This is a genomic window from Crossiella sp. NPDC003009 (genome assembly GCF_053591555.1).
This window is the reverse complement of record NZ_JBSFUA010000043.1, coordinates 21,809-47,359: the sequence shown is the minus strand read 5'-3', so window position 1 is coordinate 47,359 and position 25,551 is coordinate 21,809. Positions and strand designations below refer to the sequence as shown.

The following is a 25,551-nucleotide window of genomic DNA, read 5'->3' as shown; positions in this document are numbered from 1 at the left end:
GGGGCAAGCCTGGTCGAAGTCGACCACAGCGCTGCGGTGATGTCACCGGTTCAGCACTTGACCAGGTATGCGGCTCCCGTCCACCTGATCCGGTTGTTCCACAACATGCGGAATCCAGCGGTGACCTGCACCGAGGCTTGCACCTTCTCCCCCGGCGCCAGCCGCCCGACGATCGGGGCGCTGTTGTTCGGTGCGGTACGCACGTGCAGCCAGGTTAGTGCCTTGAAGCAGGCGGTGGGCCTGGAGCCGTCCGGGGCGGGGGCACGGTCGCCGACGGTCTGGACGGCCTCAGTCGGCGCCGCGGGTGCGGCGGAGGCCTGGGCGACACCGGTCAGGGCTAGAGCGGTAATCATGCCCAGCACGGTGGTAGCGGCGGTGGTGTGTTTCATGGTCCCTCCGGTCTGCGCGAACACGGTCACCGCTCGAAGTACCGCCGTAACTGGCGTCCACGCCGCCCACATGCACCGTTCACCCCGTGGTCTGCACGAACCACCTGCCCGAGCGACGGGCATTCAGGCCGGGACACGGCGGGTCAACGGCACGGCGCGGTGTCGGAACGCAACTCAAAGTCCCGCGCGGCCGCCAGGACCTCGGCGGGCAGCGAGTACGGCCGACCGACCGGCTGGACCGGGGGCAGCGCTTCGGGGCCGGATTTCGGATTCAAGTCCGGTGGTGCACGACGGTGTCACCAGCACAGCGGCTCGACTGCGCCGGCCAGGAACTCCGAGTCGACAGGCTCGGGCCGGACGAACTCCAAGCGGCTCAGCGAGCCGAAGTCGTTGAAGCGCCCCGGCTCTGTTTGGCAGTAGGTGACCTCCGTGGTGTGGGCCAGCGCGTCGGCGAAGACCTCCATGGGTGGCATCCAGGCCCGGAACACCACCGGGCTGAGCGCGCGATGGTGCAGGACCACCGTCCCGCGCAGCCGTTCTTGATCCAGCGCGCGAGCGATCGCGGTTTCGGTGACCTCTCGGCCGGTGTCCTGCTCGGCCTGCTCGGCCTGCTTGGCCAGGCGGCGGGCATGGCGACTGGTGTCGGCAGCGCTACGGTCGGCTGCTCTGGCCAGTTGGACCGCTCTTGGGGTGCCATCCGCATGGAGGGTCCTCACCGACCAGACCGTCCACGGCTTCGCGGAGCAGATCGGCGTGTCCGGAATCATCCCGCAGCGGGGCGAGCAGTTGTTTGTCCGAGGGCGCCCCGCGGCCGTGGGTAGGCCCGGCGCGGCCACCGCCGCGAGCGTAACCCACCACCGCCGGATGCTGCTGGTTAACGTGTGGATCGGCGAGACGACACCCTCCTTTGAGGGCAGCGCTTCTTTGTGTGCCAAGAATGCCACCGCGCCGGGCCGCTGCCCGTGCACGCCAGCATGTGACCTGGATCCAGATGTTCCGGGAACCCGCACGAGCCGATCGCCGAATGAACTCCTGAGCTTGGGTGGCAGCAGTCTGTGGCAGGCTCTGCACCACAGACGGACACTGCCGATTGTACCCCTTCCTTTGCCGCTTTCCGGTAAACCGCTCGATCGAGTGGGCCTGCGGCACGTGAGGTAACTATTTGCTCTTCCTCGTGCCCGTGTGATGGTTCACCGGTATGACCGGGAAAACTTGATCCCCCATCAGCGGCAGGCAAAAGGCGCTTTGAATTCTCTAGATATCGTCCACCGCATCGTGTGATGGACTGATTCTGAGACATGTGCTGAGATTAAGTGAATGCTACAGCCGCAGCTTTCCGGGCTCGTAACCGAGATCGCTTCGGAGCCGCCCATGTGGAGCCAGGAAAACACCCGGCATTTACCTGCGGCAATAACTATGATGTCAGCGTGACGCAGCACATTAACCAATCACCACCACTGGCCGTGTTAATACGAGCGGCCAGCAGAAAGCGTGAGGAAAATGTTCAACACTTTCGACTCGTTCGCAGGGGACGCAATGCAAGCACTTTCACGATACGAGGAGGCGGGGCTACGCTATTACCAAGGTCGAGACTTGTTCTCGGATAACGAATTGCGTCGAGCCTGGATGGTCTACATGGCCGCACGACAGGCATCCGAGCCGCCGGAACCGTTGGGTCTGGTCGTGGGGGGCATCCGGGACATGGAGAATGCCCCATCGAATGACCCGGGGATCGATGGCGCCTTGAAAAAGAACTTCATGACCATGGACCGGGCGACCGCAGGAGCCAACAAGGGCAGTGGAGTGCTCAGCATGAGGAAATGGTCGGTCATGGTCAACGACTCTTGGGTACTCGGTGGAGTGCACTCCAACACGTACTTCTATCTAGCCTCGCGTCGAACGAGAGAAAATCTGTACGACACTAAACACGCAAGGATTAGAGTATTCTGCCGCGAGCTGATCGGAATAGCGTCATGCGGCTACCAATTTGAAAGTCCATATGAAAACCTCGGTGAAGTTCTAAACAAACGACACGGCACGCGCTCGTTGCTACGATTCTCGCAGTATCAGGAAATCGTGACACAGCGTGCACCCGACTGGGAGGAGCTCGCTGTCCATGAAAGCGTCGCAGCTTCTACGGGAGAATCGCCGGCAGACGATTAATCGAAGCCACTGTCAAGTACACCATACTGTCAAGATCAGCTACACGTCACCGACGTGATAGGGCCACATAGACCTGACTTATTTGGGTATTCAGCCTGGCTGAATTATCAACAGAGGAGCATGACGTGGGAATCGTATCCGCAATCAGGGATCAGATCGAAAAGATGGGCCCCGACAAGGAGCAATTGAACGAGCAGCTGACATTCCTCGTCGACATAGCGAAGACCCAGGGAAGTCTTCAAAAGTCCGAGATTGAACTGGATCTCGCTGACCAAAAGGACGTCATCGGAAGCCGTCACAGCTTCAGGAGCTCAATGCGTGTCGATGTCCACAAAGGTGCCGATGACGGCATCAATCAAGCTGTCGACACGTTCTTTGGAGGCGCCGATGGAGCCGCAAAGAAGGGAATTCACCATTTGGTGAGCACGGCCGTGAGTACTATTCTCGGCAACGCGACACTCGGACAGGTGGAGGAAAAGGGCTTTATGATAGCCCTGGAGCACAATGCCATTGTTCGCGTAAACTACGCTCTTTGGCGGTACAACTTTAGCAGTAAAAGCATCATTGCCAATTGTGAAAACGCATTTGTGTTCACCTTCTGCAAGAATATCTATGATCATACTAAGGTGAGCGTCGACGAGCTTGTGTACGACGTCAGTGAGCAGATGGGCGATGCTGGTGACGTGGTAAAAGGCTACATTAAGGAGTTGCGCGGAATTTACGACATGGTCGCTGGCAGCAACGTGCCGGCTCACGCTGTACAGCATGCCTTTTACTCCGCCGACCTGGATAGCTCAGTCAGCAAAGGGGTACTCAGCCAACCTCAAGCAGAGGCGGTCAGGGAGGCCGTTGACGCTGACTTGAAGCAGGGGAACGCGCGTGACAAGCTTTCGCGCTCATCACATCATATCGAGCCTGATTTTGAGATGATCTGAATTGTTTTCTAGGGTGGCACAAGGCACCCGAAATGATGCAGGCAGCTTATCGAAAGGCCGTCACTTCGACCGATGCGGATGTATCACGTCCAAGGTTGGGGCTCGTGCGGCAAGTTCTCAAGGGCGAGCATCGAGCGGGAGTCGCGGGCCAGCCGCCCCGGGTTGCGGCTGGCCCGGCCCTCGCAGCAGCTGACCATGTTGCGCGAGGCCGGGATGCTGACCTCGCGCCGGGACGGCAAGACGGTCTACTACCGCGCGAACCCGGCGGGCATCGGGACGGCACTGACCGAGTTGCAGGCCTACCTCACGATGAGCTGCCCGTCCGAGCAGGTTGCCGGTCGCAGCCAACCTACGGCACGGCTGCGGCGTTCGATCAGGACCGTGTCCCGCCAGCGGCCGTCCAACTGAGCGATCCGCCCGGCGGCAACCACTGTCCCGGTCCTGATCAGCTTTGGATCTGTTGACGGAGGCGGTGACCGCGATCAGCGCGCTGGAGTCGCCGACGTCGTTGGCGAAGGCCTCGCGCCTGCGTGGCGTCCACGCCGAGGCACCGGAATCCCCGGCTTCGGCAAGCGGCACCATGTGGTCGATGTCCAGCTTCGACGGTCCCTGGACGTAGAGTTCGTCGTAAGCGGAGTACCACTTCCTGCCGGTGAGTGCGCACCGCGGACCCCGCTTCGGGGCGAGCACCGCTTCCTCCAGCAGCACCTCATTGCGGATGCTGCATCCGTCTCGGTCGAGGTCGGTCCAGTTTGACCGGACAGGACAGGCGGGGTGGACCGACCCCTCGTGGACAACCGCAGCACCGGCGCACGCTAGCTGTTCCCAGCGTCAACTGCCTCGCGTCGGAAAGATTTGCGTCGGCCTGCCACTTTCGCCGGCCGAGCGGTAGGGCTCTGGCCCTGTCCTCAAGAGGCGAGGAAGTCGCCGAAATGGCAACTGCCGGTGCCCACTGTCCAGTCGGTCCGGAGGGAGGGGCAAGGGCCCAGATAGGGGTCTGCGATGGTGAGGATCTCGCGGTGGTCGAGGTCGTCGGGGACGAGCAGGCCTTGGTCGGGGTGGCGCACCAGGTGGACGATGGCGGCCAGCAGTGATGCCGCGACCTGGAGCGTGGTGGCGTTGTGCGATCCCACCAGGTCCCTGGTCTGCTCGATGCTCAGCTGGGAGCCGGTCCACCAGCCGCCCAGGTCATGAGCCAGCAGCAGGACGCCGAGCTCGTCCATTCCGCTGGTGATCTCGTCGGTGAGGACCCGCCGCCGGGGTTGCAGCGCGGACCCGGCCATGCGGCACTCGTGCAGCGAGGCGAGGGCGGCATCGCAGGGCAGGTAGGTGAAGTTCACGGTTGGCCGGTATCGCACGTGTCCGCCCTCGCGGATGGTGAGGTGTTCGCCGATGGTGACGACTTCGCTGTGTCGCAGGAGCATGCCGAGGATCGGGCCGCCGGAGGGCACCCAGGACCTGAGCCAGGTGGTCATGCCGGCTTGCGCCAGCCGAAGGTGGCCGTCCTCAAGCACGGCACCGGGTGGAACGGCCGGTTCATGGGTGCCCCAGCACAGCTCGGCGGGCGCGGTACCTTCTTCGTGCAGGCCTTCGACCGACCAGGTGTTGACGAACTCGCCGACCTGCTTGGGGTGGTGGGTGATCTGGGTGTCGCGTTCGCTGATGTGGATGGTTTTGGTGCCGGTGAGCATGGCCAGGCGGGCGTGGTCGCGGTCGGCCAGCGCCTGTTCCAGCCCCGCCCGCCGCGACGGCGTCAGCGGTGCCGGCAGCAGCTGCGGTGAGGTGGTCATGGCGGTGGCGAGGTCTTCCAGCGCGGCCTTGGTCCAGTGGCTGACCAGTCCGGGGTTGGCGCCGTGGTCGAGGATGGCGGTGGGCCCCCGGTCGGTCCACCGAGACGCGGCGGTGCGCAGCGCGCGGTGCATCGAGTACAGGGTCGGCTCCGCGTCCCGGTTCACGTTGTCGTCGGGATGATCCCAGGCGTCGGTCGAGGTGTCGACGTAGCAGACTCCGTGGTCGTGGCACCAGGTGACGATGTCGGTGGTGCCGGAACCCCACAACAGGTTGATCAGGATGTCACCCGCGCCGAGGTACGTGCTCAGGGTGGCGGCGAGGTTGTCAGGCGTGATGTGGTGCCGCACGTAACGGGCGCCGGCGGCCATGACCTGCTTGCACTGGTCGCGCTTGTCCTCGGTGTCCAGCACGGTCAACCGGTCGAACGACATGTCCAGGTGCCGCAGCAGCAGTGGTTGCAGGCACTGCGACACCGAACCGGCGCCCAGCAGCAGGACACGTCCGCTGAACCGGGCTCGACTGGAACCGGGCATTTGGTATCTCCACTCCGTCGACGAGTCCGGGCTCGTGTCTTTCCGGATAGCCCGGCCGCCATGCGGCACACCACACGACGGGGTGGCGCTGGTGCGCTATCGGGCGGTGACGAGACCCGGCCGGTTGCGCTTGTGCACGGAGGGCATCCGGGTGTCTTGGTCCAGAGGCCGCCAGGTCCGCGCGGGAACGTCGGAGGGTGCATGCAGCTGCCGAAGGCACGGTGGTCGTGGTCGACGCTGCTCGGCGGGCTCACACCGGTTCGGGGTGCGCTGGTCGTGGTCCTGGTGCTGCAGACAGGCGCGCGGGCCGCGGGGTTGGTCCAGCCCCTGATAGCTCGCGAGGTGGTCGACGGCGTCGAGGCCGGTAACGGTCTCGTCGGGCCGGTGATCGGGTTGGGCGTTGTCGCGTTGATCGGCTTGGTGCTGAACTACCTCGCCTTCTACCAGCGCGGCAAGGTGAGCGAGCGGTTCGTGTGCGACCTGCGCGAAGCCGTCACCCGGCGGCTGGTCGGCGCCCCGGTGCCGGTGATCGAGCAGTGCCCGCCCGGCGACGTGCTGTCCAGGGTCGGGGCCGACACCACATTGGTGCAGCAGACGACGGTCAAGGCGTTGGTGGACGTGGTCGTCGTGCCGCTGACGGTGATCGCCGGGGTCCTGCTGATGCTGTACGTGGATGTGTTCCTCGCGCTGCTGGTGATCGGCCTGCTCAGCACGGCAGCGCTGGTGGAGGCGCGGGTGCTGCGCCGGGTCGTCACGCGCACGGAACGCGCACAGGAGCACCTGGGGAACATGACCGGGTCGATCCAGCGCGTTCTGCGCGCGTTCCGCACGGTCAAGGCCTGCCGCGCCGAGCAGCGCGAAGTGGAGTCCTTCAGCCGTCACGCGCGGTCGGCGCGCAAGGCGGGCGTGCGGGTCGCGCGGTCCGGAGCCCTGGCCGACACGGTGGCCTACGCTTCGGTCGAACTGACGTTCCTGGTCGTCCTGGCCGTGGGCATCTTCCAGGTGGGTTCCGGTCGCCTCGGCGTCGGCGACCTGGTGGCGATCCTGCTCTACGTCGAGTACATCCAGGACCCGCTGGAGTCCCTGACCGGCTCGGCCAGCCGGCTCTCGGAAGGAATGGCGGCCCTGCGCCGGACCACCGGGTTGCTCGACCTGCCGCAGGAGCCCTCCAGCGAGACCCCCGCCAACCCGGTGCCCGTGGTGCCGGGAGCCGACCGGTCGTTGCGTCTGGAGCACGTGTGGTTCCGCTACGGCGAGCGCGACGTCTTGCGCGACGTCACCATCGAGGCACGGCCGGGCCTGACCGTGCTGGTCGGCCCGTCGGGCACCGGCAAGACCACCGTGCTCAGCCTCGCCGAGCGGTTCGTCGAACCCGACCGGGGCCGCATCCTGCTCAACGGCACCGACATCCGCACACTCCCGTTGGCAGATCTGCGCCGCCACATTGCCTACGTGGAGCAGGAAGCACCGCTGCTCGGTGACACGATCCGGCAATCCCTCACCTACGGCCTCACAGACGTCAACGAACATCGTCTGTGGCACACGCTGAGTTCCGTCGGCCTGCACGAGTGGGTCGTAGGCCTCCCGGAGGGTCTGGACACCACGACGGGAGAAGGCGGCGCCACCGTGTCCGGTGGTCAGCGCCAGCGGCTGGCTGTCGCGCGAGCACTGCTTCAGGACGCCGACGTCCTGCTGCTGGACGAGGCCACCTCCCAACTGGACCCCGCTAACGAACACACGCTGGTGCGCACACTGGTGCGCCACCACGGCGACCGCATCGTCATCGCCGTGACCCACCGCATGCCACTGGCCCAACAGGCCGATCAGGTGATCATGCTGTGTGACGGCACCGTGCACGCGGGCGGGCCGCACACCACACTGCTGCACGACCCCGCTTACCAGAGGCTCGTCGCCTCCACCACGAACACCCGCCAACGCTGACGCGAAGTCCTTACGCCGCGGGCACCCCGCACATGGCGGTCAACCTCTCGGCCGACACCCGCGTGCTGGCCGTGGAGACCGGCACCGACCCGGATTTCAGACGGCGACGTGGTGCTCATGCCGGAGCTGGACGAACTGGTCTCCGGCCGTGCTCACCGGAAGAACCTATCGGCGAGACCGAAGACCCGTGGCCCTGTGGGCATCTGAAGCTCACCGTCCGCGAGGTTGACGTGCCGGCGAACTGGTTCCCCTGCGGGTCCAAGGGGATGGTGGCCCACAGGCTCGGGATCACCCCGCGGACCGGGAATAGCTACATCGGCCATGCGACGCCACGCAGGGGTGCTTCGACGATTTTCTCGATCGGCACCAGCCGACGGCTCGGCGACTGCACGCGTTCCGCTCAAGCGATCACGTGGGCGCAGCGGTGCACGGAGACGAATGGGCCGATGCGGCGACACCAGCGCCCGTGACTTGATGATCATCGACGGCGAAAGTCGTTAGCTGCGGCGCTGGCATCAAGGAAGCTGCAGGTCAGTGAAGTACACCAGGTTGGGGATATGGTTCAACTCGCCTCGGACACTCCTTTACCCCACGGATTGTGTCGTCCCCGCGCACGCCGTGGATGACGCAGCCGGAGCCAACCAGCTTGACCTTCCGTGTGGAACAGCCAGACGCTGGTGAGGGGTCCTCAATTCGAGAGCCCCTCGCCGACAGTGCCGAGTTCGTCATGTTGGCCTGCTGCAAACCAGCCCGGTCCGATATTGACCTGCCCGGCCTCACCCGGCCAGCGAATCCCGCAACGCCTTCGCCTCCGCGAGCCGCTGGCCGTACTGGTCCGGATCCACCAGTACCAGCTGCTCGTAGAGCGCGACCGCCTGCTGTGCCACGGTGAACGCCTCCACACGCTGGCCCACCGTGGCCAGGGTGCCGGCGAGCAGCAGCGTGGTCTCCGCGAACGCGGACCGGTAGCCGGCGTCCTGCTCGGTCAGCAGCGCGTAGAGGTCGCGGGCCTCCAGCAGCGGAGCCACCGCTTCGGGATGACGGCCCACCTGACCGAGCCGGTAGGCGAGGTTCTTCAGCGCCCAGGCGAGCGCGGACTGGTCGCCCAGCTCGCGGAAGAGATCGGCGCCTTCCCGGGTGACGGTGATGGCTTCCTCGTGCGCCCCGGCCGCGGCGAGGAAAGCGCCGAGGTCGACCGAGCTGCGGGCGAGCGCGTCTCGGTAGTGGGGCTGGGTCTGGGCGAGTTGCCGGTGGATGTCGCAGGCTTCTCGTTGTGGCGCAGGGGCTTCGGCGTGCCGCCCGGCGGAGAAGAACCGGTGGGCCAGGTTGTGCAGTGCCCAGGCCAGCTGGTGCTGGTTGCCGAGTTCACGGAAGATCGCCACGGCCTCCTCGGTGACCGCGATGGCCTCCCCGTGTGTGCCCACCGGGGTCAGGAAAGCGCCCAGCAACACCGAACTGGTGCCCAGCGGTTCCCGGAACTGGGGCTGGTTCCGGGACAGGTGCCGGTAGATGTCACGGGCTTCGCGTTGCGGTCCTGGCGACTCAGCGGGCAGCCCGGCGCTGAAGTACCGGTGCGCCAGGTTGCTCAGCGCCCAGGCGAGCTGCGGCTGGTCGTCGAGTTCGCGGAAGAGCCGGATGCACTCCTTGGTGCTGTCGATGCTCTCCTCGTGCAGTTCGGCCAGCGAGTAGTACACGCCGAGCACAACCGCGCTCACCGCCCAAAGCGCCCTACCGCGATCTCCGGCAGCGGCTCGGTTGCGGCTGAACCCGCGGTGCTGAGCTCATCCGTGCTGTCGGCCAGGTGTCGGCGAGCCCGGCCGAGCTGCTTCAGGGCGGAGACCAGCTGGCGATGACCTTCCCCCGAGGCACCAGGGAACCGTGGCCCGAACCGGGCTGCCGCGGAACACTGGCACGCCGCACCGATGCCGCTGCGCACCGGGCAGCTGCCGCGCCGTACTCAGGCAGGTTGACCAGCCTTGACGATGAGGGGGATGTAGGGGCAGGCGGCGGCCATCTCGGTCGAGGCCCTCCGGAGAATGCCGGCTTGGTTTACGGCCGTGAACGCCGTGGCGCGAAACGCCCCTAGCTTCGGGTCGTTCCAGTCCTCCTCGCACGAAATCCCGAGGTGCTGCGATGATCCGAAGACCAGCCTCCGTCCGACTACTGCTCGCGCTGCTGGCGGCCTGCGTTGGCCTGCTTGCCGCGCCCGTGCCTGCCGGGGCGAGCCCACAACCGGCGCCCGATCCCGACTTCACGCTGTCGTGGGACCCGGAATGGGGCACGTTCCGAGCCGAGAACTACACCACCTTTATCCAGGACATCCGCGAGCGGCTAGGCCGCGGTGGCGCGCCGGTGGTGGTGCAGGCCGCAGGCGGTGAGCCCACGCGGATTCTGAGCATCCCAGAACCGGCGCAGGCGCCCGGTTTCCTGCGTCTGCGCATCGAGGACGAGGGCTACGCGGTGACGTTGTTCATGCGCCTGCAGAACGCCTACATCCTCGGCTACACCGCATTCGACGCCCGCACCCGCCGAACCACCTACTACCGCCTGCAGGAGGGTGAGCCGATGCCGGCGGTGCCCGAGGCGGACGAGACGGTGAGCCTCGGGTTCAACGGCAACTACGGCTCGCTGGAACGCGCGGCCGAGCGCGGCCGCCAGGACATCGCCCTCGGGCCCAACCGCCTGCACCACATCCTGCACAACCCCCGCCCGGTGCGCGAGGACGGGACGGTCAACCAGAACGAGATCGCCGGCTACTTGCTCACGCTGATCCAGATGTTCGCTGAAGCCGCTCGCTTCCGGGAGATCGAAAGCTTCATCACCACCGGCCTGGACCAGTACCTGGATGTGCACCCCTCAGGGGCGGTGGTGGACCTGGAGAACTCCTGGGACCCGCTGTCGAGCCGGGTGCGCGGCGCGGTGGACGGCAGGCTCGATCCGCCGGTGCTCATCGACGGCGTCCAGTACGGGCAGGTGGCCAATGTGGCGGCGTTGCTGGGGATCCTGGCCTATGCCTGCCACCCCTCCGGCGCGGCCAGGGCGGCCGAGCCGGAGTGCCCGGCGCCACGGTGGGCGGGCGCCGTGGTGTCCTGGGTCAACCGGGCCAGCGGGCAGTTCATGGACAACGGCGGCAGCGCCGATGACCGGGCCCCGATCGGGCAGCGGGCCGGCACAGGTAACGCCCAGCAGCAGTGGCGGTTGGAGGACGCCGGTGGCGGACTGGTCAACCTGGTCAACGCGGCCAGCGGCAAGGCCGTGGAGAACGGCAACGACTCCGGCGAGGACGTGGTGCTGTTCCAGTGGTCCAGGAACAGCGAGAACTGGCAGAAGTGGCGGGTGGAGGACGCAGGCGACGGCGCCTACCTCCTGGTCAACGATGCCAGCGGCAAGGTAGCCGACAGCCTGGGCGGAACGGGGGAAGACCCCCTGGTGCAGCGGAGCAAGTCGGGGAAGGACTCGCAGAAGTGGCTGCCCCAGTTCATCGACACCGTGCCGACCTACGCCGGTGCGGTGGCCAACCTGCTCAACATCGGCACCACGATGGCCGCCTCCACCGACGGCAGCGACCAGGACGGTGACCACCTGACCATGGACAGCTTCCAGTGGTCCTCCCGCTCGGCCTGGCGGCTGGAGAATGCCGGTGACAACTCCTACTACCTGGTCAACGCGCTCACCGGCAAGGTCGTGGAGAACGCCAAGAGCTCGGGCGAGCGCACCCGGCTGATCCAGTGGTCCAAGAACGGCAAGCCCTGGCAGAAGTGGCGGTTGCGGCAGGTCCCGAAGAAGCAGGGGTACTCGCTGGTCAACGTGGACAGCGGGAAAGTGGTGCAGGGCGTCTACGACAGCATGCACGAGGGCGCTTACCTGGTGCAGGCCAGTGCCACCGGTGAGGCCTCCCAGCTGTGGCTGCTCAGCCTGCTCTCCGGGCACCGGGCCCTGGCCGGGCGTCCGCTGACCTTCACCAACGTCGACACCGGCAAGGTCATCGACAACAACGGCGATCCGGCGGACAAGGCGCTGATCTACCAGCGGACAGCGGAACCGGGGACGAACAGGCAGCAGTGGCGGCTGGAGTACCGCGACGTGTCCCAGGCCTGGATCACCAACGTGGCCAGCGGCAAGGCGCTGGAGAACGGTAACGACTCCGATTCCGGCGCTCCGCTGATCCAGTGGAGCCGGAACGAGCAGCCGTGGCAGCAGTGGCGGCTCACCAGCTCCGGTGACCACGTGGTGTTGCAGCACGTCACCAGCAGACTGGTGGCCGCCACCTCGGAGATGGGCATGAACGCCGCGCTGACCCTGCGGGAGAGCGCCACCGGGCAGACCGGTCAGCGGTGGACGGTGGCCGTGCAGGACGACCTGCCGGTCCCGTGAGCCAACTGAGGGGGTGCGGGCCACCGCACCCCCTCAGCGCGGCGCTCACAACTGGACACCCAGGCGCAGGGCGAACTCGTGCACTGTCCCCGGTGGCAGTGCGCCCAGGGCTTCGACGGCCTTGGCGGTGGTGCCCGGCAGAGCCCCGCGCAGCAGGTGGCGCACGGCGCGGGGGGCCCGCCCCTGCGCCACCAGCGCGGCCAGTAGCACCACCTGCAGGGTGTGCTGCCACGGCGGTAGCAGCCGCACCTGGCCGAGCAGGGGCGCCGCGGCCGCGATCGCCTCGTCGTAGCGGCCCATCTCGTAGCGCAGCTTGACCTGGTCGACGGCCAGCGCGCCCGCGTCCATCCCCCGGGGCGGCCCACCCAGAGCGGTGCGGTCGGCGCACCGCTGTGCGGCCTGCTGGGCCTCCTGGAAGTGCGCGATGGCCGCCGCCTCGGCGCCGAGGTGGGCGTGGGCGTAGGCGAGCCGCTTGTGCAGACGGGCGTAGGTCAGCAGCTCCCGGCTGGTCCGCAGCCGCAACCCCTCGGCCGCGGCCGTGGTCGGTGCCAGCATCAGCGGTTCGCCACCGCAGCCGCGCAGCGCCCACGCCCGCCAGAACACCAGCTCCGCGGCGTGCACCGGGTCATCGAACTCGGCAACGGCCTGCTCGGCCCGGTGCAGTGCCAGCCCGGCCAGGTCGGGACAGCCCGCGCCAACCAGCAGCGGTACGCAGGCGGTGCGGTAGAGGTGGGCCAGCAGTCTTCGGCTGAGCCGGTCCCGCCCTGCCTGGTGGTGCAACCCGGTCAGCGCGGCCGGGAGCAGTGCCGCCGCCCGCTCGTGCGCACCGGCATCGACCAGTCCGACGATCACCGCCACCCGGCTGGCGGCCACCGGCGGGGGCGGGGCACCCGGCTGCGGGGCCGCGCCGTGCTCGATGGCCGCGCGCAGGAACGGCAGCACCGCGCGCAATTCCGGAGCCACCTCCGGCACCCGCGGCCCCGGTAGCAGATCCGCCGCGGGAGTTCCCAGCACCCGGGCGATGGCGGCCAGGTGGGTCCAGCGGTCGAGCGCGCGTTCCCCGGTTTCCACCATGGACACGAAGCCCGGGGACAGCCCGGCCAGACCGGCGAGCGCGCGCACGCTCAGACCTCGCCTCAGCCGATGCCACCGGATCCGCTTGCCCAGGTCCACACCGCACCCTAGGAGACCGCGGGTCGTGGTCGACGCTGATCGGAAAAGTGAAAAGCTGGGGCTGGACAACCGGGGCGCCGCCGCCACCATGGTGATCGTGCCCTCGATGCAGGGAACCGAACCGGTTCTGGTGGGCGGCCGGGTGCGGTCCTGCCGCCGGATGCGCGGGCTGAGCCTGCGCGAGACCGCCCTGCGCACCGGGTTGTCGGTGGCCTTCCTGTCCATGGTGGAGAACGGGCAGCGGCTGCTCGACCGCCGGGCGCACATCCTGAGCCTGGCCGCGGCGCTGGCGGTGTCCCCGGCCGAGCTGACCGGGTGGCCGGGCTGGCCGCCGGCCAGCGTGCCCATCCCGGCGCTGCTGGGTGCGCTGCGGGTGTTCCTGGTGGCCGGGCCGACCGAACCAGCGCCGCACGCCGACCGCGTGGCGCCGGCCCCAGCGGTGCGCGCGGCCGCCGCGCTGGCCGACCGCTGCGACTACGAGGCGGTGCTCGACCTCCTGCCCGGCCTGCTCACCCGGCTGCACGACCACCTCGCGGCCGAGCCGGACCGGGCACGCACCCGGCGGATGCTGGCGCAGGCCTACCTCGCGGCCGCGGTGCCGGTGCTGCTCGAACTCGGGCTGACCGATCTCGCCCGGCTCGCGCTCGAGCGCGCCTGCCCGCACCTCGACGCGCTGGACGACCCGCTGCTGCTGGCCCAGTGCGGCTACTGGCGCGCCCGGATCGAGCTGCGCTCCGGACGGACCGCGGCCGGGCACCGGGAGCTGGCGGCCGTGCACGACCTGCTTGGCGACCGCCGGATCACCGGCGCCCAGGCCCACCAACTGGCCGGCGCCGCGCACCTGCTCACCGCGTTCACCCTGGCCGGCGCCGGGGACGCCACCGGCGCGCGGCAGGGTCTGGCCACGGCCGCCCGGCACGCCACCGCGATGGGGAGGGCCACCGCGGGACTGCCCTTCGGCCCCACCCACCTGGGCACCAACCAGCTCGAGGTGCTGGCACTGCTCGGCCGCGCCGACGAGGTGTGCGCCCGGGGCCCGGCCGTGCTCGCCGCAGCCGATCCCGGACCGATGTGCCGGGCGGTGACGCACAACGTGATCGGCGTGTGCCTAAGCGCGGTGCGCGGCCGCGAACAGGAAGCCCTGCGCCACCTCCTACTCGCCGAATCCTCTGCGCCACAACGGATCCAGTGCAACGCGCACACCCGGTCGGCGGTCGCCGCGCTGCTGGCCCGCCCACCCGGCGGCCGCGGCGCGGGCCGGAGCCTGCGCGGTCTCGCCTTCCGCCTGGCGATGCCGTAGACCAGGGTCAGGCGAGCAGTGAGGTCACCCATGACTGGGAAACTCGTGTCCGCCAATGGGGAGATCCACAATCCGCGACTAGGGACCTCCTCATAACCGTTGACAACTCACTGTCTGCGTCGCGGTCAGCGAGCTTGATCGGTGTTCAATAGCCATCGATACCAGGACCTGAACAGCTTGATCACAACGTCTGCGAGTTCTCTCCTCTTAGAAGATCCCCGGGTGCGCCTCATCGTCACGAAGAAAGATCAACAGCGAACACCGATGCAGGACCCTCCATTGAGGGAATCTGCCACATTCGAAACTACGAAGGCTGCTCCAGCTCGGTGACCTCGGCTGTGCGATCTCCCGGTACGGGCCCGCCAGCGGCGCATGGCGGTGATCAGCTTCGTGCGGCGAGTTCAGGGCATGAACCTGCGCGACGACCTGTGTCAGCTCATCCACGACCACGGCACGCAGTCGGTCACGGCGCTCGAACTGAGCTTCCCCCGATAACCCGAGGCGGTTATTACCCGGCTGCGGTCGGTGCTGCCGGGATGGTAGTCGGTTCCGTCTAGGCGGTGTGCCAGGCGGTTTCGTACTCGTCAGGGCTGAGCCAGCCGAGGTCCTTCTGGATGCGCTCGGTGTTGTAGAACCCGTCGATATAGCGGAATAGCTCGTTCTCGGCCTCGTCGTGGGTGCGCCAGGACCGTCGGTAGACCAGTTCGATCTTCAGTGTGGAGAAGAAGTTCTCCATCAGGGCGTTGTCATACGAGTCGCCGACCGACCCCATCGAAGGAAGGATTCCGTTGTCCGCCAACCGTTCTGCGAATCGGAAGGCCGTGTAGGTCGACCCGCGGTCGCTGTGGTGGATCAGCTGCCCGTCGCGTACGTCGCGGGACCAGATCGCGTATTCCAGGGCGCCGAGCACGAGGTCGGTGTCGCAGCGGTCGGAGGTTTTCCAGCCCACGATCCGGTTGGAGAACGCGTCGCGCACGGCCGCGAGCCAGGCAGACCTCCAGGCTGTCTCAGTCCGCGAACCAGGGCTGGAACACCGGGGGGGATCGCGGACACCAGGAGCCAGCAGGTCGACGCCACCATCGGCCGGTCCCAGGGCGTCACCCCGGTCAAAGTCTGTCTACATCGGACTCAACCTCGGCAGGGCAGCTGCGCTCCGCGAATTCCAACAGCGCCGCGTCAACCAGCGCCTCCCTGGCCGCGGACTGCCTCGTCCGCCGCCCGCCTCACGGCAGTCATCCATGCATGTCCGTGTGCAAGCTGCCGATTGACTTAGTCATGGAACGACTAGTAAGTTTATGACTATTAGCCCTGCTGTCATGAGCAGAGAGAACCGCCGCTCGGCGCTGGGGCTGACCGTCCTCAGCGTGCTCGCCGAGGAGCCCATGCACGCCTATCGCATCCAGGAGGTGATCAGGGAGCGCGGAAAGGACCGGGTGGTCAACATCCGCCAGCGGGCCAGCATCTACCAGGCCATCGACCGACTGCTGCGGCTCGGCCTGATCGCCGTGCACAGCACCGGCCGGGTGGCGGGCTGGCCTGAACGCACCGTCTACGAACTCGCCCCGGCCGGGCGGGAAACCGCACGCACCTGGGTCAAGGAAATGCTGTCCAGTACCGGAAACGAGCTTCCGGAGTTTCCGGTCGGACTGTCTTTTGTCATGGCGCTTGCCCCGGAAGAAGCTCTCGAGCAGCTCCAGCTCCGGGTGGACGCGATCGCCGCGGACCTGGCCGACATCGAGGCCGCCCGCCCGGCGGCCGAGGTGCCCCGGCTTTTCCTGCTGGAGGAGGAATACCGGCAGGTCATCAGGAAAGCCGAGCTGGACTGGCTGCGCTCGGTGCTCACTGACCTGCGCACCGGCCGGCTGGCCTGGACCGAGGAGTGGATCCGGCGGCTGGCCGTCGAATACAACCAGAGACAGAGAGAATTTCGTGACCGAAACTGAAGAGCGCTTTTCCGTCCTGATCTGCGGCGGCGGGCTGGTTGGCCTGGCCGGCGCGGTTTTCCTGGCCCGGCAGGGCGTACGCTCGCTGCTGGTCGACCGCCACCCCGGCGTCTCCATCCACGGCCGGGCCCGCGGGATCAACCAGCGGACGATGGAAATCTATCGCGCGTACGGGATGGACCAGCAGGTGCACGCGGCTGGCAAGCTCTTTGACGCGGAGGCTGGGGTCGCCAGCTGTGAAACGCTGGCAAGTGAATGGCACTGGCTCTACGACGCCGAAGAACCACGGGAATGGCCGAAGCTGACCGCTGGCGCCTTTTGCATGGCCGACCAGAACACCATCGAACCGATCCTGGTCGACGCCGCCCGCCGCGACGGCGCCGTTACACCGTTTCAACACCGAGCTGACTTCCTTCGAGGCCACCGAAAACGGCGTCATCGCGGCGACGACCGATCGTCTGACCGGAGAAAAGCGCACCATCCGCGCCGACTACCTGATCGCCGCCGACGGACACCGCAGCCCGATCCGGCGAAAGCTCGGCATCAACCGGACCGGCGAGACCACCTTCATGCACTCCATGAACATCGTCTTCCGCGCCGACCTCAGTGCCTTCCTGCCCAGAAGTGCGCTGTTCTGGATCATCACCGGCGTCGGCGGTGGCCTCGTCAGCACCGCCGATCCGCACCGCTGGCAGCTGACCGTCTCGTACGACCCGGCCGCCGAAGGCGTCAAAGACTTCACCGACAGCCGGTGTGTTTCGCTGGTGCGCGGCGCGGTCGGCAAGCCTGACCTCGACGTCACTATCGAGGATGTGGCTGCTTGGGAGCAGGGCGTCGGCGTCGCCGAACGCTACCGGGACGGCTACGTCTTCCTGGCCGGCGACAGCGCCCACACCTGGCCGCCGGCCGGCGCGCTGGGCGCGAACACCGGTGTGCAGGACATCCACAACCTGGCCTGGAAAATCGCCGCTGTCGTCAAGGGCTGGTCCGAGCCGGCCCTGCTCGACACGTATGAAAAGGAGCGGCTGCCGATCGCCCGCGAACTGGCTCCGATGATCGTCCGCCACCAGCAGGCCCGGATGGGCGGTGAAGCCGCCGAGGAAATGGATCCCCAGCGGCAGACCCTCGGCCAGCTCTACGGCCACGAAAAGGTCTTCACCCACGACCTGAACGCGCCGGCGACCGAAGGAGCAAGGGCGCCACACCTGTGGCTGACAGTCGACGGCAAACGAACCGCCGTCCACGACCTGTTCGTCGACAAGTACGTCCTCCTCTGCGACAGCCCGGAGTGGGAACAGGCAGCCGCCAGGCAGCCATTCCCGATCAAAGCCGTGCGCGCCGAACACGCCGACGGCTGGAGTGCCCGCTACGGCGGCGGTGCCACCTTGGTCCGCCCAGACGGCTACGTAGCCCAGCAGTACGCGGCATTGCCCGCCGACCCTGTCCAAGCCCTTCGGCGAGCTGCTTACTCAACATCCTGACGGAATGCTGACCGCGACCACGTTGCGGTGCTTGTCAAGCTCGGCATCCAAGACCGGTGGACGCCCACCGCGTGACCCTGTGGCCACGCGGTGGGCGATCTGGTCGTCCCGCGACCGCGGACGTCGCGGCCCGTCACGACGAACGCGGATACCGTCCAGCAGCACCCGCATCGGCAGGCCACGCCTCTCGGCCACCAGACGGATCTTTATGCTCAGCGGCTGTTTGCATTCCTGGACCACCGCGAACCACCGATGGCTGAGGCGGCTCCCACGAAGGCCACACCCAGCGCTGCGCCATTGGGGGTGAGTTCGAGGCTCGAACGGCGCGGCACGCCCGACCGTGATGATGCTCGTCTAGAACTGCGCGATGCCCGATGACACCACCGACACCCGGCCTCGTTTCACACCCGACTGGCCCACCTGCACCGAGGACGCGGGACGGTGCACAGGCCGGCGGATTGAGGACTTCGACCAGTGCCTTGCGCACCTGACTGCCGACGACCTCGACACCGCACTCACCCGGTTCACCCCGGGAGCCGATGTGGACCTTCGCGGCACGACCCTGACCCCGGAGCTTCTCCACCGGCTGCTAGCAGGCATGTCCGAGGGGGAAGACCCCGCACCCCGCACCCCTCGCCTTGGCCATGCAGACTTCCGACACTGCTTCTTCTCCGGTGCTGCCCCACAGCACACCGACCAAGCCACTTCCAACGACCACACCACCGCAATCTTCAAGTTCAACGGCGTGAAGGTCGGCGGGGACGCCTGGTTCAACCGCGTGAAGTTCGGCGGACGCACCATGATCGGGCCGCTGGTGGCGAGCACGCTCTCGATGGATGGCTCGTCGTTCGCGAAGCGAGTCATGGTTGAGGTGGAGACGGGCACGCTTTCGGCCACGGACACGCGGTTTGAAGGCGGGGTCGAGCTTCGTGTGCGGTACGCAAGGATCGATGTGCGGCGCACGTTCTTCGGCGCGCCCTCCTCGCTAGCGGCGCACCAACACCGTTCAGTTCTCGATACAAGGCTGTGGTGGCCGGGCAGGAGCAGATCAACGCGTGGGTGACTGAGCGGGACGGTGCTGGCTCCGCGACCCGATCCCGCCGTCGCGGTGCTGGTCTTGAGGAGTGGGTTCCGCAGTTGCTGTCGGTGCGGGAGAGCGATGTGTCGCAGCTGACACTGTCTGATGTGGATCTGCGGTGGTGCCGCTTCGCTGGAGCCCACCAGTTGGACAAGCTGCGCCTGGAAGGGCGTAGCCCGTTCAATCGGCCACCCGGCGGCTGGCAGACCGACTGGGCTTGGCCACCGGTGTGGCGGTGGACCTCCCGGCGCGTGCTGGCCGAAGAGCACCCCTGGCGCGCCGAGCGCGGCAAGCCCGGCGGCTGGATGAGCGACCTCCCCGCACTCGAGGGTGGCGTTGAGGAGCCGCCGGTGGGCCCGGAGCGGCGGGCGGTGGTGTACCGGTCGCTGCGCAAAGCCGCCGAGGACGCCAAGAACGAGGCCGGTGCCGGGGACTTCTACTACGGCGAGATGGAGGCCCGCCGCCACGCCCCCTCCACCAGCCTCCCGGAGCGCATCCTGCTCACCGTGTACTGGCTGGTCTCCGGCTACGGGCAGCGGGCCAGCCGCGGGCTGAGCGTGCTGGCCGCGCCGTTGGTGTCCTGTTCGTGCTGCTGACCACCTGCGGGCTGCCGCAGGAGGCCGCGGTGCAGCAGGTGACCGGCACGATCCCGGCGGCGGTGGCTGAGCGGCCGCAGCCGATCACCCTGGAGGTCAAGCCTGTGCCCGCGGTGCTGGCGCCGCCGGATCAGCGGTGGACGGCGGAGCGGGCCGGGAAGGCGATCCGCATCGTTCTCGGCTCGGTGATCTTCCGCGACACCGATCAGCGCCTCACCGCGGCCGGGACGTGGACGGTCATGGCCGGCCGCGCCCTCGGTCCGTTGCTGCTTGCCTTGGCGGCGTTAGCGATTCGTGCCCGGGTGAAGCGGTAGAGACACCACCCTGCGGGGGACGGCATCACCGGTGACCAGCCTGTTCAGCGCCGCCATCCGTGATGGCGATTGGGTGCCGGCCCAGGGCATCCGAGGCTCACCGTCCGCGAGGTTGACGTGCCGGTGAGCTGGTTCCGTGCGAGGCCAAGGGGATAGTGGCGCACAGGCTCGGGATCACCGGGCGGACCGGGAATAGCTACTTCGACCGTGCGACGCCGCGCAGGAGTGCTCGACGATCTTCTCGATCGGCACCAGCCGACGGCTCGGCGACTGCACGCGTTCCACTCAAGCGATCACGTGGGCGCAGCGGTGCACGGAGACGAATGCGCCGATGTGCCGACATCAGCGCCCGCGACTCGATGATCATCGACGGCGAAAGCCGGTAGCTGCGGCACTGGCATCAAGGAAGCTGCAGGTCAGTGGCGTACACCAGGTTGGGGATGTGGTTCAACTCCCTCGGACACTCTGTTTAACCCACGGATTCTTAGTCGTCTCCGCGCAGGCGGGATGGTCCGCAGCCCACGCGGCACGGCCGACGCACCAGCGTCGGCGCAGTTCTGCAGCGGGTGGATCGCGCTGTCGGTGGTGATCGCGGTTGAGCTTCGCGGTTGTGCGACCCGACGGGACCGGTACCCAATACCGTTAGCGGGTGCAGCACAACGAGGTCTCCGGCACCGTGCACGGCACCGTGATCCAGGCGCGCGACATCCACCTCCACCTAGATGCCGGACAGCTGTCGTCTTCGTCACCCACGACCCGCTGGAGGCGGTGCTGCTGGCCGACCGGGTGGTGGTCTTCGCGCTGACCGGCCACCTGGCCGCCGACCACCAGGTCGACCTGCCGCACCCGCGCACTTTCGACGACCTGCTGGTCTCGCCGCTGGCCGATGTGGTGCACGCGGTCCGCCGCTCGCTCACCGGCCAGGACAGCACAACCGCCGGTCACCCCGAGGCGCGCTGAGCCCCGGCCGCGGCTACGGACGTCGCTGTTCCCGCGAGGCCGTGGCTGCCGTGGCCAGCCGCTCGGCCATCCGGCGCGCCGCGGCCGTCCGGCGCTGGGACCGATACAGCTCCAGCGCCTGCTGCCAAGCGCTGTTCGCATCTCGCTGCCGGCCGCGGGCGTGTTCGGTGTCGCCGAGCTGCGCCAGCAGACTGGCCTCGGTGTAGGGGTGATCCAGCCTGCGGCACAGGGTCAGCGCCTCGGTGTAGTGCCGCGCGGCGTCGGCCAGTCTGCCGGTGCGGACCGCGAGGTAGCCCAGGCTCTTCAGCGAGTGCACTGCGCCGTCGGTGTGCTGGTGCCGCTGCGATATGGCCAGTGCGGCCGAGCAGTGCTCCTGGGCCAGCTCGTAGTTGCCCAGTTTGATGTGGCACCAGCCGACGCAGTTGAGCATGTCGGCCTGCCACTGCGCCCCGGCCACCTCGCGGTAGAGGTCCAGGGCCCTGCAGGCGTGGTCCAGGGCCCGCCGGTGATCGTTGTGCTGGTCGTACTGCCAGGCCAGCGAGCTGTGCGCGTGCGCCTCCTCCATTCGGTTGCCCAGCCTGCGGGCCAGTACCACGGCCCGGTCCAGGTGGTGCTGGGCGGCGGTGAAGTCGGCCACGCTGGCGTAGCTGTCGCCGAGGGAGCGGTGCGCGCTCATCGTCTCGGTCGGATCGGCCAGCCGCACCGCCTCCGCCAGCGCGGACCGCCACACCTCGACCGTGTCGTGGATCCGGCCCCGGCGCCACAGGTACACCCGCATTGCCTTGGCCAGCTGCCAGCTGGTGGCGCCCTCCAGTCGCTGCGCGGCGATCAGGCAGTCGTACTCGGCGCTGAACCAGGCCATCGCCGCGGCCGCGTCCGCGTGGGTCTGCGGCACACAGCCGGGCGGCAGCTCGGGCAGGGCGAACGGCGGGCGGTGCGGGAAGAGCACCCGGTCGGTGGCCAGCGCGCTGCGCAGGTAGAACTGCACCACCCGGTGGCCGGCCGCTTGCTTCTCCCCGGCGGCGGCCAGTTCCGCGGCGTACAGCTTGGTCAGGTCGTGCATGCGGAAACGCCCCGGCAGGTGCTGCCGCGCCAGGTTGGCCGTCTCCAGGGCGGCCAGCAGTGCGGCGGCATCGGCGGGCGGCACCCCGGCCAGGCTGGCCGCCGCGGTCACGCCGATGTCCGGGCCAGGCGCCACGCCCAGCAATCGGAACAGCCGGGCCACTGGTGGCGGCAGCGCCTGGTATGACACCTTGAACACCACTCGGAGGTCCACCGACATCTCACCGGCGTCCAGCGCGTCCAGGCGGGCCGCGGCGGTGCGCAGCGAGTGCGCGATCTCCGCGGGCGAGCAGTCCGGTTCGGTGGCCACCCGCGCGGCCACGATGCTCAGCGCCAGCGGCAGTCCGGCGCACCAGCGCAGCACGTCCAGCACGTCCTGCGGCTGGCCGGTCAGCTGGGCCGCGGTGAAGTGTTGCCCGAGCAGCTCGCACGATTCCTGCTCGCCGAGCACATCTAGGGCGACCACGGTGGCGTCGTGCGCGGAGACCAGCCCCGGCAGCTGCCTGCGGCTGGTGACCAGCACCGTGCACCCGTCGTTGGCCGGTAGCAGCGGGGCCACTTGCGCGGTGTCCCTGGCATTGTCCAGCAGGACCAGCATCTTCTTGCGCGCCAACAGACTCCGGTACAGCGCCAGCTGCGCCTGCGCGGTGGTGGGCATCTCGGCCGACGTCACCCCCAGCGACTCCAGGAAGCCCCGCACCGCCGTCTCCGGCGCCAGCGGTGGTTCCACCGGGTCGAACCCACGCAGGTTGACGTGCAGTTGGCCGTCCGGGAAGCGGTGCAGGTTGTCGTGCGCCCAGCGCAGCGCCAGCCAGGTCTTGCCGACACCGCCCGCGCCGCAGATGGCCGACACCCGGCCCCGGCCCAGCCTGGCCAGCTGGTCGCGCCTGCCGATGAACGACCCCGGCGCGGCGGGCAACTGGTGCGGCGCGGAGTCCTCGGCGGCGGCGTGCACCTCCTGCCGCAGCACGCGTAGGTGCGCGGCGCCCAGTTCCGGCCCCGGTTCCACCCCGAGCTCCTCGGCCAGCCTGGCCCGGATCTCCGTGTGCAGGGTCAGCGCGTCGCCCTGCTGCCCGGCGATGGCCAGGGCCAGCATCAGCCGGGCGTGCAGCCCCTCGTGCAGCGGCTCGGCCGCGGCCAGTTCGCGCAACGGACCGATCGCGGCGGCGGTCTTCCCCGCGGCGATAGCCTCATCGGCCAGTGCTAGCGCCACGGTGAGCCTGCGCTGGGTCACTGCCATGGCGGTGGCGGTGGCGCGGACCGTCTCCGGCAGGTCCGCCAGCACCGGGCCACGCCAGCAGACCAGCGCCTCCTCCCAGCGGGACAGCCGGGCGAGTTCCTCGAACCGCAGCAGGTCGAGCTGGCCGGGGTCCAGCCGCAGCGTGTACCCCGAGCCCGCGACGGTCTCGATCCGGTGCCCGGTCACCCGGCGCAGGCGGGAGATGTAGGTGTGCAGCAGCTGCCGGTGGGTGGGCGGCGGGTTGTCCGGCCACAGCACGTCGGTGATCACCGACTTTGGCACGATCCGGTTGGGGTGCAAGGCGAGCAGGCCGAGCAGGGTGCGCAGCTTGAGCGGTCCGAGCTCCACCGGCCGCCCGGCCTGGCGGACGGTGAGCGGCCCGAGCACGCCGATGACCGAGCCGGTGCGGACCGGGGCGCCATCGACCACCCGCGCCAGCTGCCGAAGCGAGGCCTGGCGCGGATTGCGCACGTGTCCCTGTTCAATCGCGCGTACGGTGCGGACACTGACCCCGGCCAGCGTGCCGAGCTCGCTCTGGGTGAGCCCGGCCCGGATCCGGTAGGCGCGCAGGTCCGTGACCAGGAGCTGCAGATCGATGCCCATGCGGTACTCCCCCCATATGCTCCGGTATAGCCACCGGCAGTTCTGCCCCTCTCGATTCTGCCCCCCGGACTCCGGAAACGACCAGCGCTGGACGTGTTCGCTGTTCAACCGGACGGTGTCCGGGCCGGCGACGGCCGGTCCGGCGGAAGAGCTTTTCTCCAGCCCGGCTCCGTAATGTCAGTGATCGATCATGTGCGGCGGACAACCCACGCAACACGACACTGGGGGTCGGTGAGTTTGCACTTCAACGTCGAGGCCGCGAAGACGGCACGACAGCAACGATGGGCGGACGGGCGACGTTCGGTCGCTTTTGCGGATCAGGTGGTATCGGAGGTGGTGCTGGTTCCGCTGGGCGACTTGCGGATCGGCACGGATGTGCGCCAGGGCGGCGCGGATTCCGCGCACGTGCGGCTGCTCGCGGAATCGACTGAGCCGTTCCCACCCATCGTGGTGCGCCGGGCGAGCATGCGGGTGGTGGACGGGGTGCACCGGTTGCAGGCGGCACGACTGCGCGGCACCACCGACATCGCGGTCCGGTTCTTCGACGGCGACGAGCACGAGTCGTTCGTGCTCGCGGTGCGGCTCAACGTCCGGCACGGCCTGCCGCTGTCCCTGGCCGACCGGATCGCAGCGGCCACCCGGATCATGGCGCTGTACCCGCACTGGTCCGACCGCGCCATCGGGGTCGCGACCGGCCTGTCCGGCAAGACGGTCGGCAAGATCCGGCACCGATCAACCGCGGAAGTTCCGCAGTCGGCCACCAGGATCGGCCAGGACGGGCGGGCCCGGCCGGTGAACGCCGTGCAGGGCAGGCTTCAGGCCAGCCGGTTGCTCACCGAGAACCCGGACACCTCCCTGCGCGCGGTGGCCAAGGCCGCCGGGATCTCCCCCTCCACCGTGCTGGACGTGCGCAACCGACTGCGCCGCGGCGAGGACCCGGTGCCCGCACCACGCGAGCGCCCGAACGGCAAGCGGCCGGCCGCGGACCGCGAACCGGGCGCGGGGCACCCGCGGTTCCGCCATCCGCGTAGCGCGCGCTCCGCGGGAATCCGGCAGAGCCTGCGCCAGGACCCGGCGTTGCGGTTCACCGAGTCGGGCCGGAATCTGCTCCGCTGGCTGGACACCCAGGCGGTGGACCCGCAGCGGTGGGCAGGTATCGCCGACAGCGTGCCCACGCACTGCGCGCCGGTGGTGGCCGAACTCGCCCGGCAGACCGCCGACGCCTGGCTGAAGCTGGCCCAGCACCTGGACCAATCGAGGCCGGGCGCCTGAGGTCGCCCAGCCCACCGCGTTCCGGATGAGTCGACGGGTCGCCGACCACCGGACTTCGACCCCGAGGTCTACCGCCGGCGCCACGCCGTGGAGCGCGGCGTCAACCGGCTCAAGCGCCACCGCGCTGTGGCCACCGCCTGTGGACTCCGACGGCGTCAACCTCATGCTCCGCCCCCTGCCCGGGACACGGTCGCCCGCGACAGCCTGCTCGTTCACGCGGTGCGGAAGCCGTGCCTGATCGAGCTGGTGGACCTGCGGCGGTGGGCGGATCGGCTGGATGTGCGCGATGCCGTCGAGCCGTTGCGCAACTCCTCCGCCTCCCGCCTGCTACCCGATCACCGGCGGCGCGATCGACCTCTCGATCCACTCGCACGAGCTGATCGCCGCGACCACGAACCGGCCA

Annotated in this window: 21 protein-coding genes and 2 pseudogenes; 15 read left to right on the top strand and 8 right to left on the bottom strand. The window is 68.4% G+C overall.

The window, feature by feature from the left end; all coding sequences use genetic code 11:
- Positions 1 to 50 precede the first annotated feature (50 nt).
- Both ACWDY5_RS32545 and ACWDY5_RS32540 read right to left on the bottom strand, forming a co-directional pair.
- Positions 51 to 389, bottom strand: a complete 339-nt coding sequence (locus ACWDY5_RS32545) for an SH3 domain-containing protein (protein WP_449725971.1) — start codon at positions 387 to 389, stop codon at positions 51 to 53.
- 296 nt (positions 390 to 685) lie between these two features.
- Complete coding sequence (locus ACWDY5_RS32540) at positions 686 to 1,357, bottom strand: hypothetical protein (RefSeq protein ID WP_449725970.1); 672 nt, start codon at positions 1,355 to 1,357, stop codon at positions 686 to 688.
- Positions 1,358 to 1,880: 523 nt separating this feature from the next.
- On the opposite strand from ACWDY5_RS32540, the gene ACWDY5_RS32535 reads away from it, so the two are divergent.
- The 3 genes from ACWDY5_RS32535 (at position 1,881) to ACWDY5_RS32525 (ending at position 3,895) form a co-directional block, all read left to right on the top strand.
- Positions 1,881 to 2,552, top strand: a complete 672-nt coding sequence (locus ACWDY5_RS32535) for a hypothetical protein (protein WP_449725969.1) — start codon at positions 1,881 to 1,883, stop codon at positions 2,550 to 2,552.
- A gap of 125 nt (positions 2,553 to 2,677) precedes the next feature.
- Positions 2,678 to 3,487, top strand: a complete 810-nt coding sequence (locus tag ACWDY5_RS32530) for a hypothetical protein (protein ID WP_449725968.1) — start codon at positions 2,678 to 2,680, stop codon at positions 3,485 to 3,487.
- A gap of 72 nt (positions 3,488 to 3,559) precedes the next feature.
- Positions 3,560 to 3,895: an ArsR/SmtB family transcription factor gene (locus ACWDY5_RS32525; RefSeq protein ID WP_449725998.1), complete on the top strand. Its 336-nt coding sequence runs from the start codon at positions 3,560 to 3,562 to the stop codon at positions 3,893 to 3,895.
- A 45-nt stretch (positions 3,896 to 3,940) separates the two neighbouring features.
- Here ACWDY5_RS32525 and ACWDY5_RS32520 read toward each other — a convergent pair.
- Together ACWDY5_RS32520 and ACWDY5_RS32515 are read right to left on the bottom strand one after the other, a co-directional pair.
- A pseudogene (locus ACWDY5_RS32520) lies at positions 3,941 to 4,177 on the bottom strand (GmrSD restriction endonuclease domain-containing protein); the annotation flags it as partial.
- A gap of 218 nt (positions 4,178 to 4,395) precedes the next feature.
- Complete coding sequence (locus ACWDY5_RS32515) at positions 4,396 to 5,811, bottom strand: saccharopine dehydrogenase NADP-binding domain-containing protein (RefSeq protein WP_449725967.1); 1,416 nt, start codon at positions 5,809 to 5,811, stop codon at positions 4,396 to 4,398.
- 201 nt (positions 5,812 to 6,012) lie between these two features.
- Between ACWDY5_RS32515 and ACWDY5_RS32510 the strand changes: the two genes are divergently transcribed.
- Entirely contained in the window at positions 6,013 to 7,752 is a 1,740-nt protein-coding gene (locus tag ACWDY5_RS32510) for an ABC transporter ATP-binding protein (RefSeq protein WP_449725966.1), read from the top strand.
- A 776-nt stretch (positions 7,753 to 8,528) separates the two neighbouring features.
- Here ACWDY5_RS32510 and ACWDY5_RS32505 read toward each other — a convergent pair.
- Entirely contained in the window at positions 8,529 to 9,467 is a 939-nt protein-coding gene (locus tag ACWDY5_RS32505; RefSeq protein ID WP_449725965.1) for a tetratricopeptide repeat protein, read from the bottom strand.
- 418 nt (positions 9,468 to 9,885) lie between these two features.
- On the opposite strand from ACWDY5_RS32505, the gene ACWDY5_RS32500 reads away from it, so the two are divergent.
- Positions 9,886 to 12,126 carry an RICIN domain-containing protein gene (locus ACWDY5_RS32500; protein WP_449725964.1) on the top strand — a complete coding sequence of 747 codons (2,241 nt, stop codon included), beginning with the start codon at positions 9,886 to 9,888 and terminating at the stop codon, positions 12,124 to 12,126.
- Between the two features lie 45 nt (positions 12,127 to 12,171).
- On the opposite strand, the gene ACWDY5_RS32495 is transcribed toward ACWDY5_RS32500, so the two are convergent.
- Positions 12,172 to 13,389 carry a helix-turn-helix domain-containing protein gene (locus tag ACWDY5_RS32495; protein WP_449725963.1) on the bottom strand — a complete coding sequence of 406 codons (1,218 nt, stop codon included), beginning with the start codon at positions 13,387 to 13,389 and terminating at the stop codon, positions 12,172 to 12,174.
- On the opposite strand from ACWDY5_RS32495, the gene ACWDY5_RS32490 reads away from it, so the two are divergent.
- Positions 13,325 to 14,599, top strand: coding sequence for a helix-turn-helix domain-containing protein (locus ACWDY5_RS32490; protein WP_449725962.1), 1,275 nt, complete (start codon positions 13,325 to 13,327; stop codon positions 14,597 to 14,599). The two genes, ACWDY5_RS32495 and ACWDY5_RS32490, sit on opposite strands and share 65 nt — an antisense overlap.
- A gap of 372 nt (positions 14,600 to 14,971) precedes the next feature.
- Positions 14,972 to 15,094, top strand: coding sequence for a hypothetical protein (locus ACWDY5_RS32485; protein WP_449725961.1), 123 nt, complete (start codon positions 14,972 to 14,974; stop codon positions 15,092 to 15,094).
- A gap of 58 nt (positions 15,095 to 15,152) precedes the next feature.
- On the opposite strand, the gene ACWDY5_RS32480 is transcribed toward ACWDY5_RS32485, so the two are convergent.
- Positions 15,153 to 15,662, bottom strand: coding sequence for an IS3 family transposase (locus ACWDY5_RS32480; protein WP_449725997.1), 510 nt, complete (start codon positions 15,660 to 15,662; stop codon positions 15,153 to 15,155).
- A gap of 301 nt (positions 15,663 to 15,963) precedes the next feature.
- Here ACWDY5_RS32480 and ACWDY5_RS32475 point away from each other — a divergent pair, with 301 nt between their 5' ends.
- The 7 genes and pseudogenes from ACWDY5_RS32475 to ACWDY5_RS32445 all read left to right on the top strand — a co-directional run bounded on the left by ACWDY5_RS32475 (position 15,964) and on the right by ACWDY5_RS32445 (position 20,971).
- Complete coding sequence (locus ACWDY5_RS32475; protein ID WP_449725960.1) at positions 15,964 to 16,542, top strand: PadR family transcriptional regulator; 579 nt, start codon at positions 15,964 to 15,966, stop codon at positions 16,540 to 16,542.
- Positions 16,529 to 16,891: pseudogene (locus tag ACWDY5_RS32470) on the top strand (FAD-dependent monooxygenase); the annotation flags it as partial. The gene ACWDY5_RS32475 and the pseudogene ACWDY5_RS32470, both read left to right, overlap by 14 nt.
- Complete coding sequence (locus tag ACWDY5_RS32465) at positions 16,851 to 18,023, top strand: FAD-dependent monooxygenase (protein WP_449725996.1); 1,173 nt, start codon at positions 16,851 to 16,853, stop codon at positions 18,021 to 18,023. The pseudogene ACWDY5_RS32470 and the gene ACWDY5_RS32465, both read left to right, overlap by 41 nt.
- Before the next feature lie 367 nt (positions 18,024 to 18,390).
- Positions 18,391 to 19,086 carry a hypothetical protein gene (locus tag ACWDY5_RS32460; RefSeq protein WP_449725959.1) on the top strand — a complete coding sequence of 232 codons (696 nt, stop codon included), beginning with the start codon at positions 18,391 to 18,393 and terminating at the stop codon, positions 19,084 to 19,086.
- 161 nt (positions 19,087 to 19,247) lie between these two features.
- Entirely contained in the window at positions 19,248 to 19,697 is a 450-nt protein-coding gene (locus ACWDY5_RS32455; protein ID WP_449725958.1) for a hypothetical protein, read from the top strand.
- Positions 19,688 to 20,011, top strand: a complete 324-nt coding sequence (locus ACWDY5_RS32450; RefSeq protein WP_449725957.1) for a hypothetical protein — start codon at positions 19,688 to 19,690, stop codon at positions 20,009 to 20,011. The genes ACWDY5_RS32455 and ACWDY5_RS32450 overlap by 10 nt, the downstream gene beginning before the upstream one ends.
- A gap of 768 nt (positions 20,012 to 20,779) precedes the next feature.
- On the top strand, positions 20,780 to 20,971 hold the full coding sequence (locus ACWDY5_RS32445) for a hypothetical protein (RefSeq protein WP_449725956.1): 192 nt from the start codon (positions 20,780 to 20,782) through the stop codon (positions 20,969 to 20,971).
- Positions 20,972 to 20,984: 13 nt separating this feature from the next.
- Here the strand turns inward: ACWDY5_RS32445 and ACWDY5_RS32440 are convergent, their stop codons facing one another.
- Positions 20,985 to 23,876: a BTAD domain-containing putative transcriptional regulator gene (locus ACWDY5_RS32440; RefSeq protein WP_449725955.1), complete on the bottom strand. Its 2,892-nt coding sequence runs from the start codon at positions 23,874 to 23,876 to the stop codon at positions 20,985 to 20,987.
- Between the two features lie 336 nt (positions 23,877 to 24,212).
- On the opposite strand from ACWDY5_RS32440, the gene ACWDY5_RS32435 reads away from it, so the two are divergent.
- Positions 24,213 to 25,148 carry a ParB and winged helix-turn-helix domain-containing protein gene (locus ACWDY5_RS32435; RefSeq protein WP_449725954.1) on the top strand — a complete coding sequence of 312 codons (936 nt, stop codon included), beginning with the start codon at positions 24,213 to 24,215 and terminating at the stop codon, positions 25,146 to 25,148.
- Positions 25,149 to 25,551 lie beyond the last annotated feature (403 nt).

What these genes read in the sequence shown, in the direction of transcription:
- ACWDY5_RS32545 (WP_449725971.1), bottom strand. Translation starts at nt 389, where the DNA reads ATGAAACACACCACCGCCGCTACCACCGTGCTGGGCATGATTACCGCT.
- ACWDY5_RS32525 (WP_449725998.1), top strand. Translation starts at nt 3,560, where the DNA reads ATGCGGATGTATCACGTCCAAGGTTGGGGCTCGTGCGGCAAGTTCTCA.
- ACWDY5_RS32515 (WP_449725967.1), bottom strand. Translation starts at nt 5,811, where the DNA reads ATGCCCGGTTCCAGTCGAGCCCGGTTCAGCGGACGTGTCCTGCTGCTG.
- ACWDY5_RS32510 (WP_449725966.1), top strand. Translation starts at nt 6,013, where the DNA reads ATGCAGCTGCCGAAGGCACGGTGGTCGTGGTCGACGCTGCTCGGCGGG.
- ACWDY5_RS32500 (WP_449725964.1), top strand. Translation starts at nt 9,886, where the DNA reads ATGATCCGAAGACCAGCCTCCGTCCGACTACTGCTCGCGCTGCTGGCG.
- ACWDY5_RS32495 (WP_449725963.1), bottom strand. Translation starts at nt 13,389, where the DNA reads ATGGTGGCGGCGGCGCCCCGGTTGTCCAGCCCCAGCTTTTCACTTTTC.
- ACWDY5_RS32485 (WP_449725961.1), top strand. Translation starts at nt 14,972, where the DNA reads ATGGCGGTGATCAGCTTCGTGCGGCGAGTTCAGGGCATGAACCTGCGC.
- ACWDY5_RS32460 (WP_449725959.1), top strand. Translation starts at nt 18,391, where the DNA reads ATGCCCGATGACACCACCGACACCCGGCCTCGTTTCACACCCGACTGG.
- ACWDY5_RS32440 (WP_449725955.1), bottom strand. Translation starts at nt 23,876, where the DNA reads ATGGGCATCGATCTGCAGCTCCTGGTCACGGACCTGCGCGCCTACCGG.